16 protein-coding genes are annotated in these 16,323 nt (G+C 71.6%); 3 read left to right on the plus strand and 13 right to left on the minus strand.

Annotation, left to right across the window (positions count from 1 at the left end):
* Positions 1-34: 34 nt before the first annotated feature.
* The 5 genes from ACQ5BE_RS05105 to ACQ5BE_RS05125 all read right to left on the minus strand — a co-directional run bounded on the left by ACQ5BE_RS05105 (position 35) and on the right by ACQ5BE_RS05125 (position 2,984).
* On the minus strand, positions 35-520 hold the full coding sequence (locus ACQ5BE_RS05105; protein ID WP_430295872.1) for a hypothetical protein: 486 nt from the start codon (positions 518-520) through the stop codon (positions 35-37).
* A complete protein-coding gene (locus ACQ5BE_RS05110) occupies positions 517-891 on the minus strand; it encodes a hypothetical protein (RefSeq protein ID WP_430295874.1) in 375 nt (124 codons plus the stop codon). Before ACQ5BE_RS05110 ends, ACQ5BE_RS05105 begins: the two co-directional genes overlap by 4 nt.
* The gene (gene truB, locus ACQ5BE_RS05115; RefSeq protein WP_430295876.1) at positions 888-1,775 is read right to left on the minus strand and encodes a tRNA pseudouridine(55) synthase TruB; all 888 of its coding nucleotides are present in this window, start codon (positions 1,773-1,775) and stop codon (positions 888-890) included. Before truB ends, ACQ5BE_RS05110 begins: the two co-directional genes overlap by 4 nt.
* Positions 1,776-1,811: 36 nt before the next feature.
* Positions 1,812-2,318 carry a nucleoside deaminase gene (locus ACQ5BE_RS05120; protein ID WP_430295878.1) on the minus strand — a complete coding sequence of 169 codons (507 nt, stop codon included), beginning with the start codon at positions 2,316-2,318 and terminating at the stop codon, positions 1,812-1,814.
* Positions 2,319-2,414: 96 nt separating this feature from the next.
* Complete coding sequence (locus ACQ5BE_RS05125; RefSeq protein WP_430295880.1) at positions 2,415-2,984, minus strand: ABC transporter substrate-binding protein; 570 nt, start codon at positions 2,982-2,984, stop codon at positions 2,415-2,417.
* A gap of 316 nt (positions 2,985-3,300) precedes the next feature.
* Here ACQ5BE_RS05125 and ACQ5BE_RS05130 point away from each other — a divergent pair, with 316 nt between their 5' ends.
* Positions 3,301-4,383 (plus strand): ScyD/ScyE family protein, encoded by a 1,083-nt coding sequence (locus ACQ5BE_RS05130; RefSeq protein WP_430295882.1) that lies wholly within the window; start codon positions 3,301-3,303, stop codon positions 4,381-4,383.
* 71 nt (positions 4,384-4,454) lie between these two features.
* Here the strand turns inward: ACQ5BE_RS05130 and rbfA are convergent, their stop codons facing one another.
* The 5 genes from rbfA to rimP all read right to left on the minus strand — a co-directional run bounded on the left by rbfA (position 4,455) and on the right by rimP (position 10,182).
* Positions 4,455-4,934: a 30S ribosome-binding factor RbfA gene (gene rbfA / locus ACQ5BE_RS05135; RefSeq protein WP_430295884.1), complete on the minus strand. Its 480-nt coding sequence runs from the start codon at positions 4,932-4,934 to the stop codon at positions 4,455-4,457.
* Between the two features lie 96 nt (positions 4,935-5,030).
* Positions 5,031-7,928, minus strand: a complete 2,898-nt coding sequence (infB, locus tag ACQ5BE_RS05140; protein ID WP_430295886.1) for a translation initiation factor IF-2 — start codon at positions 7,926-7,928, stop codon at positions 5,031-5,033.
* Between the two features lie 156 nt (positions 7,929-8,084).
* Positions 8,085-8,432 carry a YlxR family protein gene (locus ACQ5BE_RS05145; RefSeq protein ID WP_430295888.1) on the minus strand — a complete coding sequence of 116 codons (348 nt, stop codon included), beginning with the start codon at positions 8,430-8,432 and terminating at the stop codon, positions 8,085-8,087.
* A 152-nt stretch (positions 8,433-8,584) separates the two neighbouring features.
* The gene (gene nusA / locus ACQ5BE_RS05150; protein ID WP_430295890.1) at positions 8,585-9,553 is read right to left on the minus strand and encodes a transcription termination factor NusA; all 969 of its coding nucleotides are present in this window, start codon (positions 9,551-9,553) and stop codon (positions 8,585-8,587) included.
* Positions 9,553-10,182 carry a ribosome maturation factor RimP gene (gene rimP / locus ACQ5BE_RS05155; protein ID WP_430295892.1) on the minus strand — a complete coding sequence of 210 codons (630 nt, stop codon included), beginning with the start codon at positions 10,180-10,182 and terminating at the stop codon, positions 9,553-9,555. Before rimP ends, nusA begins: the two co-directional genes overlap by 1 nt.
* 98 nt (positions 10,183-10,280) lie before the next feature.
* Here rimP and ACQ5BE_RS05160 point away from each other — a divergent pair, with 98 nt between their 5' ends.
* Complete coding sequence (locus ACQ5BE_RS05160) at positions 10,281-11,408, plus strand: DUF4439 domain-containing protein (RefSeq protein ID WP_430295894.1); 1,128 nt, start codon at positions 10,281-10,283, stop codon at positions 11,406-11,408.
* Positions 11,409-11,461: 53 nt separating this feature from the next.
* Positions 11,462-12,187 carry a VIT1/CCC1 transporter family protein gene (locus tag ACQ5BE_RS05165; protein WP_430295896.1) on the plus strand — a complete coding sequence of 242 codons (726 nt, stop codon included), beginning with the start codon at positions 11,462-11,464 and terminating at the stop codon, positions 12,185-12,187.
* Between the two features lie 42 nt (positions 12,188-12,229).
* On the opposite strand, the gene ACQ5BE_RS05170 is transcribed toward ACQ5BE_RS05165, so the two are convergent.
* Genes ACQ5BE_RS05170 through ACQ5BE_RS05180 form a run of 3 tightly spaced genes read right to left on the minus strand, consistent with a single transcriptional unit; the run spans position 12,230 to position 16,280 of the window.
* Positions 12,230-13,627 carry a pyridoxal phosphate-dependent decarboxylase family protein gene (locus ACQ5BE_RS05170; RefSeq protein ID WP_430295898.1) on the minus strand — a complete coding sequence of 466 codons (1,398 nt, stop codon included), beginning with the start codon at positions 13,625-13,627 and terminating at the stop codon, positions 12,230-12,232.
* Positions 13,628-13,670: 43 nt separating this feature from the next.
* Positions 13,671-14,465 carry a sulfite exporter TauE/SafE family protein gene (locus ACQ5BE_RS05175; RefSeq protein ID WP_208712189.1) on the minus strand — a complete coding sequence of 265 codons (795 nt, stop codon included), beginning with the start codon at positions 14,463-14,465 and terminating at the stop codon, positions 13,671-13,673.
* A gap of 12 nt (positions 14,466-14,477) precedes the next feature.
* Positions 14,478-16,280: a proline--tRNA ligase gene (locus tag ACQ5BE_RS05180; RefSeq protein WP_430295900.1), complete on the minus strand. Its 1,803-nt coding sequence runs from the start codon at positions 16,278-16,280 to the stop codon at positions 14,478-14,480.
* Positions 16,281-16,323: the final 43 nt, after the last annotated feature.

The following is a 16,323-nucleotide window of genomic DNA, read 5'->3' on the forward strand; positions in this document are numbered from 1 at the left end:
CCTCGCCTCGTCGCCTGCATGTCGCGTCCCTAGCCTACCGGCTCGCGGAAGGGGCCCCGCCGCGCCCGGCGGCAGGAGTGCGCGGACGGTTCACGAACAGCCAGACGAGCCCCACGAGGGGCAGCACGAGCGGGACGTAGCCGTAGCCCCGCCCGAACCCGCTCCAGACGGTGTCGTGCGGGAACGCCTCGGCGTCGACGACGCTCGCGGTCCCGACCGCGAGGACCCCGATGAGCTCGACGACAATGGCCGCGAGCGTCACGTACCAGCTCCTCACCCCGCGCTTGGCCATCGCGACGGTCGCGACGATGTACACGGCGGCGGCGGCAGCGCTCAGGAGGTACGCGACCGGCGCCTCGGAGAACTTGGTCGCGATCTGGTAGCCGGCGCGCGCCGTCGAGGACAGGGCGAACACGCCGTAGACGGCGACGATGATCCTGCCCAGCCCGACGCTGCGGGTCCGGGGCGAGTGCTCCGTGGTCCCGGTGGAGGGCTTGGGTCCCGAGGGGTCATCGGTCATGACAGGGGGGCTCCGTCCCAGATCTGCTCCATCCGGAACAGCATCACGAAAATGGTCAGTGGCACCGCGGCGAGCACGGCGTTGCTCCAGCGGGTCTTGTCCAGGACGGCCCACCAGAACGCAACGACGGGCAGGATCAGCGCCGTCGCGAGGTACCCCCAGAACTCCCACGGCTCGCCGCGCAGCGCCTCTCCGCCGGCCTGGCGGATGGCAGCCCCAATGCCGTAGGCGACGAGGAACAGCTCGACGGCGGCCACGGACACGATCGCGGCGTCGCCCGGGTACGTCTTGGTCGCCGCGGCGACGATGCAGATCACCAGCGACAGCGCGCAGATGGCGGCGCCGACGAAGAAGAAGGGGTCCGGGGTCATGCGTCGTCACCGTGGGCGGCGAACACGAGCTCCGGTTTGGCCTGCCCTCCCACATCCTTCACGAGCGCCACGAGCGGGCCTTCGGGGGCGAAGGCCGCGGTGAGCCCGGAGGTCCCCGTCGCCGGGATGCGGCGCCCGAAGGAGAGCTCGACGGCCTCGTCGGCGCTCAGCTCGCGCACCGGCAGCAGCGACCGGGCCGCCGCGGAGAGGTCGAGGACGCGGAGGTCCTCGGCGAGCTCCTCGAGCGTGGCGGCCTTCTCGATGCCGTAGGGCCCCACCTGGGTTCGGCGCAGCGCCGTGAGGTGCCCGCCGACGCCCAGATCGACGCCGAGGTCCCGCGCGAGGGCGCGGATGTAGGTGCCGGAGGAGCAGCGGACCGTCACGTCGACGTCCTGGAGCTTCCCGCCGCGGAGGCGGCGCACCTCGTGGACCTCGAACGAGTGGATCGTGACGGGGCGCGCCTCGAGGGCGACCTCCTCCCCCGCACGGACGCGCGCGTACGAGCGCTGCCCGGCCACCTTGATCGCGCTGACGCTGCTCGGCACCTGCAGGATCTCGCCCGTCAGGCGGGCGGCGGCGTCGTGGATCTGCTCCTCGGTCACCGCCGCGGCGATGCGTTCGGCGACGACCTCGCCCTCGGCGTCGTCGGTCACCGTGCTCTGGCCGAGCCGGATGGTCGCGGTGTACGTCTTCTCCGTGCCCACGATGTACGAGAGCAGACGGGTGGCCTTGTTGATGCCGACGACGAGGACGCCGGTCGCCATCGGATCGAGGGTGCCGGCATGGCCCACCTTGCGCGTGCCCGCGAGCCTGCGGATCTTCCCCACCACGTCGTGGCTTGTCCACCCACGCGGCTTGTCCACGATCACCAGTCCAGAAAGCACGCCTTCCAGTATATGGAGCCGCGGAGCCTCCGCCGTTCAGTACTCGGTGCGGCCCTCGAACGCGTTCCACGCCTCGAACGGACGTTCACGGCCGGCCACGGCGGAGCGGGCCACCGGCATCAGCGAGCCCTCACCGTGAGCGTCCTCGCCGGCGTCGAAGTACTCGTAGAAGAGCGCGTCGTCGAATCCGACGGCGGCAGCGTCCTGCCTGTCCGCGGCGAATCGCACCGAGGCGACGCGCGCCCAGAGGGCCGCGGCGAGGCACAGGGGGCACGGCTCGCAGCTCGCGTACAGCGCCGCGCCGCTCAGGTCGAAGCCCGCGACGGCGGCGGCGCGCCGGATCGCGACGACCTCGGCGTGCGCGGTGGGGTCGTTGTCCCGCGTGACCCGGTTCTCCCCCTCGAACACGCGCCCGTCGGGCAGGACCACGACGGCGCCGAACGGACCGCCGCCAGCGGCCACGTTCGCGACGGCCACGTCGATCGCCCGCTCGAGGTAGGTCTGGGCGTCGGCGGACTGCGCGTTCGTGTGAGGCTCGGCCATGGGGCCATCGTACGGAACATGCGGAGCGGGCCCGGCCGATTCGGCCGGGCCCGCTCCGGAACCCGCTATTGCCTAGTTGGCGTCAGCCTGAGTCGCTCAGAGGCCGAGCAGATGGTTGAGCAGGTTGGCAAGACCGTTCAGCCCCGTCCCTTTGTCGAGCAGGCCTGCGACACTACAGAGCAGGTTGCCGAGGAGGTTGCCCGGGCCGGACTGGGCGGTGATGTCGAGCACGACCTCGTTCAGGTGCACCTTGAGGCCAAGGAGGTTGAGGTCCAGCGGGCCGAGGTCGAGGTGCAGGATGTCACAGGTGCCCGCCGTGGTTGCATTACCGCCAACCGGAAGTGAGACGGGCAGGTTGGTCACGGTGCCGAGCACGTTACCCGCCGCATCGGTCAAGGTACCGGTAAGCGTACCCACAGCCACCAACTGGCCGTTCTGATTGGCGAACTGCGTCAGGTTGAACGATCCGGTGAACGTCGCCAACGCTCCATCCAGCGTGGTACCCGTGCCTGTGATCGGCACGGTGGTCGGCGCTGTGGCTCGCGGAGTGGACGCGGCCTGCTGCGCAGCTGGTGCCGGGGCTGCCGACGCGGGGACGGCGGCTCCCATCAGCGCGGCTCCGGAAAGAGTCGCGGCAAGCACAGGGGCGATGATCTTGGCTTTCATGGGTGTTCTCTCCTTCGACGGGCGGTACCGATGAGGATGGAGCCCTCGTCGCCCGCGCCCGCGATCGGTCTTTGTTGTCCCTCTGAAGGTCCGGCCGGTGTGGTCCCGGACACGCCTCCTCTTTCCCTATGGCTCTTTTGAACAAACATTTTTCTGTGAGCTATGGCCGCTGGCGAACGGTTCGGCGACGCAGAAGAAGCGATGGATGCCGCCCAGATCGTCCCGCCCATAGCGGGGCGCTGAAGCCACCGATAAGCTCTCTGCCGGGGGAACTGGCCAGCAGTCTCGGGGTTATCCCACGTGAGGAGTCAGTTCAATGAAGAAGTCGCTCGCACTGCTCGCGGCTGGAGCACTCATCGTGCTTCCCGCCGGGCCAGCCACGGCTGCGCCGCCATCCCCGCCGCCTCCTGTCGACGGTCTGGTAGGCCCACTCCACGTGTCTGCCGGGACCGGCAACAGCGTCATCGTCTCCGAAGAGTTCGCCGGCAGGCTCACGCGCATCGAGGGGGGAACGAAGACCGTCCTGTACGCACCCCCTGCAGACGAGCAGTGGGACGTCGCTGGGACCGCTACTCAGGGCAGCAGCACGTATGTCGTCGAGAGCCAAGGCGCCGGACCGGAAGACCCGCGCCCCCTCGCTGGGCACCTTGTGGCCGTCGACGCCAAGGGGAAGGCCACGACGATCACAGACCAGATTGGTGCCTACGAAACCACCCACAATCCTGACGGGGACGTGCACTACGGACTGGGACCGAACGCCCCCGCGGAGTGTTCCAGCCAGTTGACCAGTCTCGGCTTCCCGGCTTCCTACACGGGAGAGACCGATTCCCACCCGTACGCCTTGGCGGTACAGGGGAACACCGCCTACGTGGCGGACGCGGGAGGCAATGATGTGCTGGCCGTCAATCTGACCACCGGTGCCATTCAGACAGTGGCGGTGCTGCCTCCCCGACCCGCAACCATCACGCAGGCTTTCGCCGAGCAGTACGGACTTCCGGCGTGTATCGGCCAGACCTACAACTTCGAACCTGTGCCTACCGACGTGGCGATCGGCTCGGACGGATGGCTCTACGTCACCTCGCTCCCAGGTGGTCCCGAGGATGCAAGCCTCGGCGCGCGTGGTGCCGTGTTCCGGGTCAGCCCGTCAACGGGCACCGTCCAGCCGTGGATCCAGGGCATCATGTCCCCGACCGGTCTGGCCTTCGACGGCTCGGGCAACCTGTACATCGCTTCGCTCTTCGGCAGTGGCGTTCTCAAGGCAGCGGCTGGGACGCAGACTGCGCAGCCGTTCCTCGACAAGCCATTCACCGCCGACGTGACGGTCCAGGGGAACATGCTCTACGCGACAACCGACGTCTTCGGAGACGGGACTCTCATCTCGCAGAAGCTGACACCCTGACGCTCAAGGCGGCAAGCAGAAGCGGGCGGCGCCGGATGGCACCGCCCGCTTCTCGCGTCCTCAGGTGAGGCTTAGTCCTGGGGCTCCTCGACGCCGTCGAACTCGCCCTCGTCCTCGTAGTCGTCGTCCTCCGGCTCGTCCTTGCGGTACGGGTCGGCGTCGCCGGCCGGCTGCGCGCCCGAGGCGAGCTTTGCCACCTCGGCGTCGCGGGCCTTGGCCTCGCGCAGGAGGTCCTCGAGGTGCGAGGCGTTGACGGGGATCTCGTCGGCGACGAACTCAAGGGTCGGGGTCAGCCTGATCGTCAGGTTGCGCCCCACCTCGCGGCGGAGCACGCCCTTCTTCGCCTCGAGGAGGTCGCGCGCGCCCTGGGCCGCGGCGGTGTCACCGAGGACGGTGTAGTACACGGTCGCGTGCTGGAGGTCGTTGGTGACACGGGCGTCGGTGACGGTGATGGCCTCGGCGCGCTCGTCCTTGACAGCCTTGCGCAGGGCCTCGGCCACGACCACCTTGATGCGCTGCGCGAGCCGGGCGGCGCGTGCTGGATCGGCCATGTGGTTCTCCTTCGTGTGGTCGGGTCGGTCCGGGACATCTCCCGGGGGCACCGGGAAAAGGGGGCCCCGTGCGGGACCCCCTTCTCCTCGAGGCGACTAGGAGCGCGGCTTCTCGCGCATCTCGAACGTCTCGATGATGTCCTCGAGCTGGAGGTCGTTGAACGACCCGAGGCCGATACCGCACTCGAAGCCCTCGCGGACCTCGGTCGCGTCGTCCTTGAACCGCTTGAGCGACTCGATGGTCAGCTTGTCGCCCACCACGACGCCGTTGCGCAGCACACGCGCCTTGGCGTTGCGGCGGATCAGGCCGCTGCGGACAATCGAACCGGCGATGTTGCCGAACTTGGAGGACTTGAAGATCTCGCGCACCTCGGCGGTACCGAGCTGCACCTCCTCGTACTCCGGCTTGAGCATGCCCTTGAGGGCCAGCTCGATGTCGTCGATCGCCGCGTAGATGACCGAGTAGAAGCGCATGTCGACGCCTTCGCGGTCGGCCAGCTCGGCGACGCGCTCAGCCGGCTTGACGTTGAAGCCGATGATGATCGCGTTGTCGACCGTCGCGAGGTTGACATCGTTCTGGGTGATCGCGCCCACGCCGCGGTGGATGACCCGCAGCTGGACGTCCTCGCCCACATCGATCTTGAGCAGCGAGTCCTCGAGCGCCTCGACGGCACCGGACACGTCGCCTTTGAGGATGAGGTTGAGGGTGTCGATCTTGCCCTCGGCCACAGCCTGGTCGAAGTCCTCGAGGCTGATCCGCTTGCGGCGCTTGGCCAGCTGGGCGTTGCGCTCGGCAGCCTCACGCTTCTCGGCGATCTGGCGTGCAGTGCGCTCGTCCTCGGTCACGAGGAACGTGTCACCGGCGCGCGGCACCGAGGACAGGCCCAGGACCTGGACCGGACGCGACGGCGTCGCGGCCTCGACGGCCTCGCCGTCCTCGTCGAACATCGCACGGACGCGGCCGTGGGCCGTGCCCGCGACGATCGTGTCGCCGACGTGGAGCGTGCCGGACTGGACGAGCACGGTCGCGACGGCGCCGCGGCCCTTGTCCAGGTTCGCCTCGATGGCGACGCCGCGCGCGTCCTTGTTCGGGTTCGCACGGAGGTCCAGCGCGGCGTCTGCCGTGAGGAGGATCGCCGAGAGCAGGTCGTCGATGTGCAGGTTCTGGCGGGCCGAGACGTCGACGAACATGGTGTCGCCGCCGTACTCCTCGGGAACGAGGCCGTACTCCGTGAGCTGGCCGCGGATCTTGTCCGGGTTCGCGCCCTCCTTGTCGATCTTGTTCACCGCCACCACGATCGGCACGTTCGCGGCCTGGGCGTGGTTGAGCGCCTCGACGGTCTGCGGCATGACGCCGTCATCCGCGGCCACCACGAGCACCGCGATGTCCGTGACCTGCGCACCACGGGCACGCATAGCGGTGAACGCCTCGTGGCCCGGGGTGTCGATGAACGTCAGCTTGCGCTGCCGGTCATCGTGGTCGAAGGCGATCTGGTACGCGCCGATGTGCTGCGTGATGCCGCCGTGCTCGCCGGCCACCACGTTGGTGTTGCGGATGGCGTCGAGGAGGCGTGTCTTACCGTGGTCGACGTGGCCCATGACGGTCACGACGGCCGGACGCTTCTCGAGGTCCTCGTCGGTCTCCGCCTCGAGCTCAGCCTCGAGGTCGATGTCGAAGGACTCGAGCAGCTCGCGTTCCTCGTCCTCCGGCGACACGACCTGGATCTTGTAGCCGAGCTCCTCGCCCAGGACCGAGAACGTCTCCTCGTCGAGGGACTGCGTGGCGGTTGCCATCTCACCGAGGTGGAACAGCACCGTGACGAGCGACGCCGGGTTGGCATCGATCTTCTCGGCGAAGTCCGTGATGGACGCGCCGCGGCGCAGGCGCACGATGGTGCTGCCGTCGCCACGGGGCACCGAGACGCCGCCGAGCGACGGTGCGCTCATCTGCTCCAGTTCCTGGCGCTTCGCGCGCTTCGACTTGCGCTGCTTGCCGCGACCGGCGCCACCCTTGCCGAAGGCACCCTGGGTACCGCCGCGTCCGCGGCCGCCCTTGCCGAAGCCGCCGCCAGCGGGACCGCCGCCACCGGGGCCACCGCCGGGACGGCCCGGGCCGCGTCCGCCGGTGCCGGCGGGCCGGGCGCCCGGCTGAGGCCGGTCGGTGCGCGGGGGCATCATGCCCGGGTTAGGACGGGGACCACCGGCGCCGCCGGGACGCGGGGCGCCCGGACGGGGAGCACCCGGCCGCGGAGCGCCGGGACGGGGAGCGCCGGGGCGCGGGATGCCGGAGGTGCCGCCGGGGCGCGGTGCCGCCGGGCGGGGACCACCCGGGCGGTCGCCGTCGCGGCCGCCGCCGGGACGGGGCATGCCCTGGGACGATGCGAACGGGTTGTTGCCCGGACGGGGGGCGCGATCGCCGTCGCGCCCCTGGCGCTGCATGCCCTGGGACGACGAGAACGGGTTGTTGCCCGGACGGGGACCGCTGGGGCGGGGACCCGGGGTCGCCTTCGGACGCGACGACGGCGCGCCCTCACCGCTGCGGCCACTCGTGCCGGGGCGGGCGGGAGCGCCCGAGCGGCCGCCGGGACGCGGGCCATCTGAACCCGGGCGGGGGTCGGAAGGCGCGGGAGCGGGCCGCGGCGCGGACGGCGCGGGGCGCGAGGCCTCGGCAGGGGCCGGGCGCGGGGTCTCGGCGGGGCGGGCCGCCTCGGCGGCGCGCTGCGCAGGGGCGGGCGACGGCGCGGGGGCGGCCGGGCGGGCCGGGCCGGGCGCCGGCGCAGGGCGCGCAGGCGATGCGGGACGCGCGGACGACGACGGGCGGGTCGCCTTGTCGCCACCGGCGGGGTAGGCGTCGCGAAGCTTCTTCACGACGGGCGCCTCGATCGTCGAGGACGCAGAACGCACGAATTCGCCGAGCTCCGCGAGCTTGGCGACGGCGTCCTTAGAGGTGATACCGAGCTCCTTGGCGAGCTCGTGTACGCGGACCTTGGCCACATTTCTCCTGTCTCGGTCCGCGCCGAGCCAGGCTCGGACCGTCTACTGCTTGCTGCAGGCTCCCTCGGCGCGGGGGTGCGCCTCAGAGCCCTTTGCGGTGCGCAACAGAGTGATCATTGCTACGCACTCATGGGACGGGGACTCATCGGGTGTCCATCAGATTTCTGACCCGCTTTCAACGTGGACCTCAGGGAGGTCATCGTCCGCCCCGGCGGGTGCCGGGACGGAGGTGCCGAAGTAGTCTTCGACGGGGCGGTGGTCCACCGCGCCCCGGAAGGCACGCTGGAACGCCCGCCGTCGCAGGGCTTGCTTCAGGCAGGCCCAGTCGGGGTGCAGCCACGCACCGCGGCCGGGCAGTCGGCGGCGCGGATCCACGACCACGCGCGCGGCGTCGTCGAGGTCCTTCACCAGCCGGAGCAGTTCCGACCGGGCTGCGGTCTGGCGGCAGCCGATGCAGGTGCGCTGGGGATGGGTCGCGGCCGGCGCGTCAGTACTGGCCCTCATCCCTGCTCTCCCACCTCGGCCGGGCAGTGCCCGGCGGGGACTCTCGTCCCGCAATGCCGCCGGGCGCAGACCCGGACTCGTCTATTCTAGACCCTCCCCCCCGGGAACCGCCGAATGGCGGGCTCCCGGGCCGGGGACCTGACCTCGGACGGTCAGGACTGGGTGTCGGAGCCGATGTCGATGCGCCAGCCCGTGAGCTTCGCGGCCAGGCGGGCGTTCTGCCCTTCCTTGCCGATGGCGAGCGAGAGCTGGTAGTCGGGAACGAGCACGCGCGCAGACCTGGTGGCCTCGTCCACGATGGTCACGTTGGTGACCTTCGACGGCGAGAGCGCGTTGGCGATGAACGTCGCCGGGTCGTCGCTGTAGTCGACGATGTCGATCTTCTCGTCGTTCAGCTCGGTCATGACGGCGCGGACACGGGAGCCCATCTCGCCGATGCACGCCCCCTTGGCGTTGACGCCCGGAATGTTGGCGCGGACGGCGATCTTGGTCCGGTGGCCGGCCTCGCGGGCGATCGCGACGATTTCGACGCTGCGCTCGGCGATCTCGGGGACCTCGAGCTCGAAGAGCTTCTTGACGAGGCCCGGGTGCGAGCGCGAGAGCGTGATCGAGGGGCCCTTGAGGCCGCGGTGGACGTCCACGACGTAGGCGCGGATGCGGGACCCGTGGAGGTACTTCTCGCCGGGGACCTGCTCGGGCGGCGGCAGGACTGCCTCGACGGCGCCGAGGTTCACCTGCACCATGTTCGGGTTGTGGCCCTGCTGGATGAGGCCCGCGATGAGCTCGCCCTCGCGGCCCTTGAACTCGCCGAGGACGTTGTCGTCCTCCACATCGCGCAGGCGCTGCAGGATGACCTGCTTGGCGGTCATGGCGGCGATGCGGCCGAACCCCTCGGGGGTGTCGTCGAATTCGCCGACCGGGTTGCCCTCGTCGTCGATCTCGGTCGCCCAGATGGTCACGTGGCCGCTGCGGCGGTCCACCTCGGCGCGCGCGCGGTCGATCGCCCCGGGGGACTTGTGGTAGGCGAGCAGGAGCGCCTGCTCGATCGTGGGGATGAGCTTGTCGACGGGGATGTCGCGCTCGCGCTCCAGCAGGCGCAGCGCGCTCATGTCGATGTCCACTAGGCCTCCTCGGCGTTCTCGGTGTCAGCGTGGTCTGCGGCGCCGTCCGCGCCCGGCGCGGCGGCGTCGTCGAGGTGCGAGAACTCGATCTCCACCTTGCCGCTGCGGATCTGCTCGAAGGGAAGCCTGACCGGCTCTCCCGGCTTCGGCTTCACGCCCTTCTTCGCCGGCAGGTCGGGGACCACCACGACGCCGTCGTCCGCGACCTCGGTGAGCCTGCCGGTGACGTTCTCCCCGCCGATCACGTTCACCTTGACGAGCCGGCCGCGGGCGCGCCGCCAGTGGCGCGGTTCCGTCAGCGGCCGGCTCACACCGGGCGAGGAGACCTCGAGGTCGTAGGGGCGGGTGTCCGAATCGGGGTCGGCGTCCAGGAGCTCGGAGAGCTCGCGGGAGACCTCCGCAATCGTGTCGAGGGAGACGCCCCCTGTCTCGTCATCCGGAAGATCGACGACGATCTGGACGGTCCGGCGCTTCCCGGCCGTCTTGACGGACACGCCCTCGAGGACGAGTCGGCGGCTGAGGACGGAGGGCTCGAGCAGTTCCCGGAGCCGGGATTCCTCTCCGCTCGCATGCGGCACCGGCTCTGCCTGCGTCGGGATGCCCGGCGAGGGCAGATCGGGCTCGGACATGGGGGGTCCGCCTCCTTATAACTCAGTTGTCCTCCTAGACTATCGGTTCCCGCCGCCCGCGCGCGGCAGCTTCGCGGGGCCGTGGCATCATCGAGACCGTGAATTCCACCACCCCTGGCCCCGCCCGTCCCGACGCGCGGCGACGGAGGCGCACTGGGATGTGGCTCGCCGCGGTCGGTGTGGCCCTCGCCGTCGGGTCCGGGACGGCGCTCCTCGCGGCCCCGGGCGCCGTCCCCCCGGGCCCGACGGCGCGCGAGACCGCGCTCGCGCGCGCCGAAGCGGACGCCGCCCTCCTCGCCGCTGCCGCCGCAGGGCTGGCCGCGCCTGGCGCCGCGGCTCAGGTCGACGGCGTGCAGAAGGCCGCAGCGCGGGCCGCGCGGGTGCTGGACCTGCAGCGCGGCCTCCTCGCGGGGTCTCCGGGCCCGGCCAGTCCGACGACGCCGGCGCCCGCCGCCACGCCGCCAGCCGATGCACCTGGCCTCGCGGAGGCCCTGGACACGAGCGCACAGGCCAGGCGCCGGGATCTGGGCGGCGTCGACGGGCCGACCGCCCGGCTGCTGGCATCGCTCGCCGCGGGCCTGCAGGTCCAGGCCGAACGCCTCCGCGCGGCCGTCCGCGGAGCATCCCCGCCTGCCTCACCCCCGACGGAGCCGCCGGCCGTGCCCTCGGCGGAACCGTCGCCGTCGTCCGTCCCGTCATGCAACCGCGCGGGGGGCCCGTCCTCGGCGGGACCGTCGTCCGCGGGGGCACCCAGTGCCGGTTCGGCGCAGGGCAGCAGCGAGCTCGCGACGACGGTGCGGGCCGAGCAGGCTGCGGTGTGGACGTACACGGTCCTGGCCGCGCGGTCCGAGGGCGCCGTGCGCGCCGGGCATCTGGCCTCAGCGGCCGCGCACGCTTCGCAGGAAGACGCAGCGCGGGCCATCGCCGACGCCTCCTGCGTCCGGCCGCCGGCCGATGCGCCCGGCTTCGCCCTCGCCCCCGACGCCGCGAGCCCGGCATCGCTCGCCGCGCTCGAGGACTCGGCTGCCCAGGCGTGGTCGCAGCTGGTGGGCGCAGCTGCCCCCCAGCAGCGGGAGGCGGCTGCCGACGGACTGGCCGCGGCTGCCCGACGGCTCGCCGCGCTCGGCATCACACCCGAGGAGGAGGCCTTCCCCGGCCATGCGGAGGCACGCAGTGCGGCGTCGCGGGCGCCGCAGCCGTCCCCGGCCGCCACCCCCGGCGGCTGAGGCTAGGCTTGCTTCGCTGGCACGGCGGGGCGGCCGGTGCGACAGTGGGATCCATGAGCAGCGAATCTGTCACGCACCTCCACGCCGAGCCCCAGGGAACGGACCTTGCCGCAAAGCTCAACTGGCTGCGCGCGGGGGTCCTCGGTGCCAATGACGGCATCGTCTCGGTGGCGGCGGTGGTCGTGGGTGTCGCCGGCGCGACCGCCGAGACCGGCCCGATTCTCACCGCGGGCGCTGCGGCCGTGGTCGGCGGAGCGATCTCGATGGCCCTCGGGGAGTACGTCTCGGTGAGCAGCCAGAGCGACAGCCAGAAGCACCTCATCAAGAAGGAGACGGACGAGCTGCGCGACCAGCCCGAGGCCGAACTGGCCGAGCTCGTGTCGCTCTACCGGGCCAAGGGGCTCAGCGAGGAGACCGCCACGAGAGTCGCGCACGAGCTCACCGAGAAGGACGCCCTCCGCGCCCATCTGGACATCGAGCTCGGGATCGACCCGGACGAGATCGTGAGCCCCTGGCACGCGGCCGCCGCTTCCGCCGTCGCATTCCTCCTCGGCGCGGTCCTGCCCATGCTCTCGATCCTCTTCTTCCCCGAAGGCGTCCGCGTCCCCCTCACCTTCGTGACCGTGCTCGTGGCCCTGGCGATCACCGGCTGGGTCGGCGCGTGGATCGGCGGCGGGTCCCGGCTCCGGGCCTCCACCCGGGTCGTGCTCGGCGGCGCCCTCGCACTCGCGGCGACGTTCGGGCTCGGCAGCCTGCTCGGCGTCGCGGGCGTGGCCTAGGACCGGATCGGCTCGGCGCCCCTCGCCCCGGCCTGAGGGCCCTCAGAGCCCCTCGGTCGCGGCGAGCGCATCGCGGACCGCGGCGACCGAGACCTCGACGTCCGCACTGTCCGTGGACCAGTTGGCCACGGAGATCCGCAGCACCGCGCGGCCCTGCCAGCGCGACGCCGTCATCCACACCCTGCCGTCCTCGATCAGCCAGTCGGCCACCGCTCGGGTCCGGGCATCCGAACCGAACGCGAGCGAGACCTGGCTGAAGACCACGTTATTGAGCACCTCGGCGCCGGGGAGTTCGCCGATGCGGCGCGCGAGCTCCTGGGCGTGCGCGACCAGCCCGGTGACGAGGGCATCGACGCCCGCGCGGCCGAGCGAGCGCAGGACCGCCCACACTGTCACGCCCCGCGCTCGCCGGGAGAGCTCCGGCACCTTCTCCAGCGGGTCCCCCGGCCCGTGGTCCCCGTGCGGATCGTGCATGAGGTAGTCGCCGTGCATCCCCAGGGCGGAGCGCAGCGCGACGACGTCGCGGCACGCGACGATGCCGCAGTCGTACGGCACGTTGAGGTTCTTGTGCGCGTCCGTGCCCCACGAGTCGGCGTCGGCCACGCCCGCCGTGAGACCGCGCGTCGCGGACGACGCCGCGGCCCACAGCCCGAACGCGCCGTCGACATGGACCCACGCCCCGTGCTCCCGTGCCGCGGCGATGGCCTCGGCGAACGGGTCGAACGCCCCGGAGTGGAGGTTGCCCGCCTGGAGGCACACGATGGCCGGCCCCTCCCCCGCCGCGAGCCGCGTGCGCAGGGCCTCGGGATCGATCCGGCCCTGCCGGTCACTCGCCACGGGGATTGGTGCTCCGAGCCCGAGGAAGCGCAGGGCCATGTCCACCGTGTCGTGGCGTTCGGCTCCGACGAGGACCCGGACGGCGGGAGCGCCGGCGAGCCCGCGGACGCTGACGTCCCACCCCGCCTGCTGCAGGACGCGCCACCGGGCGGCCGCGAGGCCTGCGAAGTTGGCCATGCTCGCCCCGGTCGTGAAGCCCACGTCGGACGAGGACGGGAGGCCGAGGAGGTCCAGGACCCATCGTCCCGCGGCCTCCTCGGCCGCGGCGACGGCGGGCGTCGCGAAGCGCAGGCCGGTGTTCTGGTCCCAGGCGCTCACGAGCCAGTCGGCGGCCAGCGCCGCCGGAAGGGTCCCGCCGATCACGAAGCCGTAGAACCTCCCCGAGGCCATCGCCGTGAGCCCGGGCTCCGCGGTGGCGGCCAGTAGGTCGACGGTGGCGGCTGCGTCCAGGCCTTCCTCGGGCAGGCCGCCGCCGAACGCCTCGGCGAGACGATCCGCCGTCGTGCGCGGTGCGACGTGCCGTTGGGGGATGCCGGCGAGCCAGCTCCGTGCGTGGTGCGCCGCGCGCTCAAGGGGGGCGCTGTAGTCGTCGGGACGCAGCATGGGTGCATGCTACGCCCGCGGCCGGAGCGCTCCCAGCGTGGGTTCAGGCGAAGTTCTCGCTCCAGACGTCAAGGCCGAGCTTGACGGCCAGCGCGGCGACCACCGCGAGGAACACCCAGCGGATGAACCGGTTGCCGCGGGCCACCGCCATGCGCGCGCCCGTGTAGCCCCCGAGCATGTTCGCGGCGCCCAGAGCCAGCCCGAGGCCCCACAGGACCGCGCCGTGCGGCACGAACAGGATCAGCGCGCCGAGGTTGGTGGCCATGTTCACGATCTTGGCCTTCGCGCTCGCCTCGAGGAACGCATAGCCCATGCCGGAGACGAGCGCGATGACGAGGAACGAGCCCGTCCCGGGGCCGATGAGCCCGTCGTAGAAGCCGATTGCTGCGCCTAACCCGCATGCCGCGGCGAGGTGCCGGCGGCCCTTGAGGCGCAGGTTCGTGTACTCGCCGAGCTGCGGCCTGAACACCGTGAACAGCGCGACGGCGACGATCGCCGCGAGGATGATCGGCTTGAACACCCGGGACGGCAGCGCGGTCGCGAGCGCGGCGCCGCCGAAGGCCCCGGCGAGCGCAACGAGCGCCATGGGGATGGCGGTGGCAAGGTCAGGCCGCACGCGCCGCGCGTAGGTGAGGGCGCTCGTCGTCGTGCCGAAGATCGACCCCATCTTGTTCGTCGCAAGCGCCTGGACCGGGGTGATCCCGGGGACCGCGAGGAGGGCGGGCAGCTGGATGAGCCCGCCCCCGCCCACGACGGCGTCGACCCACCCGGCAGCGAACCCGGCGGCGACGACGAGGAGCAGGGTGAGCGGTTCGACCGCCTCGAGGCCTGAGACCACCCCGCGCGCGTCCTAGGCGCCGCGGACGGCGGCGACGACCCGGTCGACGACCTCGGCCACGGGGACGTCCTCGGCGGCGCCGGACCGGCGGTCCTTGACCTCGAGGGTTCCCGACGCGAGTCCCTTGCCGACGGCGACGATGGTCGGGACGCCGATGAGCTCGGCGTCGCCGAACTTCACGCCCGGGGATACCTTGGGCCGGTCGTCGAGGATCACCGTCAGGCCGCGGGACTCGAGCTCGGCCGTGACGCGCTCGGCCTCCGCGAAGATCTCCTCGCCGCGGCCGACCGCGACGACATGGACGTCTGCCGGGGCCACGGACCGGGGCCAGATGAGGCCCCGCTCGTCATGGTTGGACTCCGCGAGGGCAGCGACGGCACGCGTGACGCCGATGCCGTACGAGCCCATGGTCACCACGACCTGCTTGCCGTTCTGGTCCAGGACCTTCAGGTCCAGCGCCTCCGCGTACTTGCGGCCGAGCTGGAAGATGTGTCCCATCTCGATCCCCCGCGCGGTCTCAAGCGGCCCCGAGCCGTCGGGCGCCTCGTCCCCGGCGCGGACCTCGGTGCACTCGATGACGCCGTCCCAGCTGAAGTCCCGGCCTGCCACGAGCCCGTAGACGTGCTTGCCGTGCTCGTTCGCGCCGGTGATCCACGCCGTGCCGGAGACGACGCGGGGGTCCACGAGGTAGAGCAGCTTGGCCTTGCCCTCGAGGCCGAGGAGGGCGTCGTCGCGGTCGAGTCCCGGGCCGAGGTAGCCCTTGACGATGAGCGGCTGCTCCTTGAGCTGCTCGTCGTTGGCCGCCTCGATGGCGATCTCCCCGGCGATGGGGAGGAACGCGCCGATGTTCGCCTCGACGCGCTTGAGGTCCACGGCCCGGTCGCCGGGCACGCCGATGACCACGAGCTGGGTCTCGCCGGTGGGCAGCGTGACCGCCAGGACGACGTTCTTGAGCGTGTCCGCGGCGGTCCAGGGCCGCTCGGGGTTCGGGAAGATGGTCTGGGAGGCCTCGACGAGGGTGTCGATCGTGGGGGTGTCCGGGGTGTCGAGGACCTGGGCCGCCGGGGCGTCCGTGTAGTCGATCTCGGCGGGCACGACGGTCGTGACGGCCTCGACGTTCGCGGCATACCCGCCCGCGGAGCGCACGAAGGTGTCCTCGCCGATCTCGGTGGGATGGAGGAACTCCTCGCTCCTGGAGCCGCCCATCGCGCCCGCGGTCGCCTTGACCGGGATCACCTCGAGGCCCAGCCGGGAGAACACCTTCAGGTACGCCTCGCGGTGCCTGGCGTAGCTGGCGTCGAGGCCGGCGTCGTCGACGTCGAACGAGTAGGAGTCCTTCATGATGAACTCGCGGCCGCGCAGCAGGCCGGCGCGGGGACGCGCCTCGTCGCGGTACTTGTTCTGGATCTGGTAGAGCGCGAGCGGGAGGTCCTTGTACGAGGAGTACAGGTCCTTGACCAGGAGGGTGAACATCTCCTCATGGGTGGGGGCCAGCAGGTAGTCGGCCTCCTTGCGGTCCTTGAGCCGGAAGATTCCGTCGCCGTACTCGGTCCAGCGGTTCGTGGCCTCGTAGGGCTCCTTCGGCAGGAGCGCCGGGAAGTGCACCTCCTGGGACCCGATCGCGGCCATCTCCTCGCGGATCACCTGCTCCACCCTGCGCAGCACGGCCAGGCCCAGCGGGAGCCACGTGTAGATGCCCGGGGCGGCCCGGCGGATGTACCCCGCGCGCACGAGCAGCTTGTGGCTCGCGACCTCGGCGTCGGCGGGATCCTCGCGCAGGGTGCGCAGGAACAGGGTGGAGAGTCGCAGGACCACGCGGGGCATCCGTTCTCGAATCTGGCAGGAAAAGGTCAGCTAC

Source organism: Sinomonas sp. B1-1, from assembly GCF_050474465.1.
Taxonomy (GTDB): domain Bacteria; phylum Actinomycetota; class Actinomycetes; order Actinomycetales; family Micrococcaceae; genus Sinomonas; species Sinomonas flava.

Excerpts from the sequence above, each read along its gene's own strand:
- ACQ5BE_RS05165 (WP_430295896.1), top strand. The coding sequence starts at position 11,462 with ATGAGCAGCGAATCTGTCACGCACCTCCACGCCGAGCCCCAGGGAACG.
- ACQ5BE_RS05105 (WP_430295872.1), bottom strand. The coding sequence starts at position 520 with ATGACCGATGACCCCTCGGGACCCAAGCCCTCCACCGGGACCACGGAG.
- ACQ5BE_RS05110 (WP_430295874.1), bottom strand. The coding sequence starts at position 891 with ATGACCCCGGACCCCTTCTTCTTCGTCGGCGCCGCCATCTGCGCGCTG.
- rimP (WP_430295892.1), bottom strand. The coding sequence starts at position 10,182 with ATGTCCGAGCCCGATCTGCCCTCGCCGGGCATCCCGACGCAGGCAGAG.
- ACQ5BE_RS05125 (WP_430295880.1), bottom strand. The coding sequence starts at position 2,984 with ATGAAAGCCAAGATCATCGCCCCTGTGCTTGCCGCGACTCTTTCCGGA.
- ACQ5BE_RS05170 (WP_430295898.1), bottom strand. The coding sequence starts at position 13,627 with ATGCTGCGTCCCGACGACTACAGCGCCCCCCTTGAGCGCGCGGCGCAC.
- ACQ5BE_RS05120 (WP_430295878.1), bottom strand. The coding sequence starts at position 2,318 with ATGGCCGAGCCTCACACGAACGCGCAGTCCGCCGACGCCCAGACCTAC.
- ACQ5BE_RS05145 (WP_430295888.1), bottom strand. The coding sequence starts at position 8,432 with ATGAGGGCCAGTACTGACGCGCCGGCCGCGACCCATCCCCAGCGCACC.
- rbfA (WP_430295884.1), bottom strand. The coding sequence starts at position 4,934 with ATGGCCGATCCAGCACGCGCCGCCCGGCTCGCGCAGCGCATCAAGGTG.
- ACQ5BE_RS05130 (WP_430295882.1), top strand. The coding sequence starts at position 3,301 with ATGAAGAAGTCGCTCGCACTGCTCGCGGCTGGAGCACTCATCGTGCTT.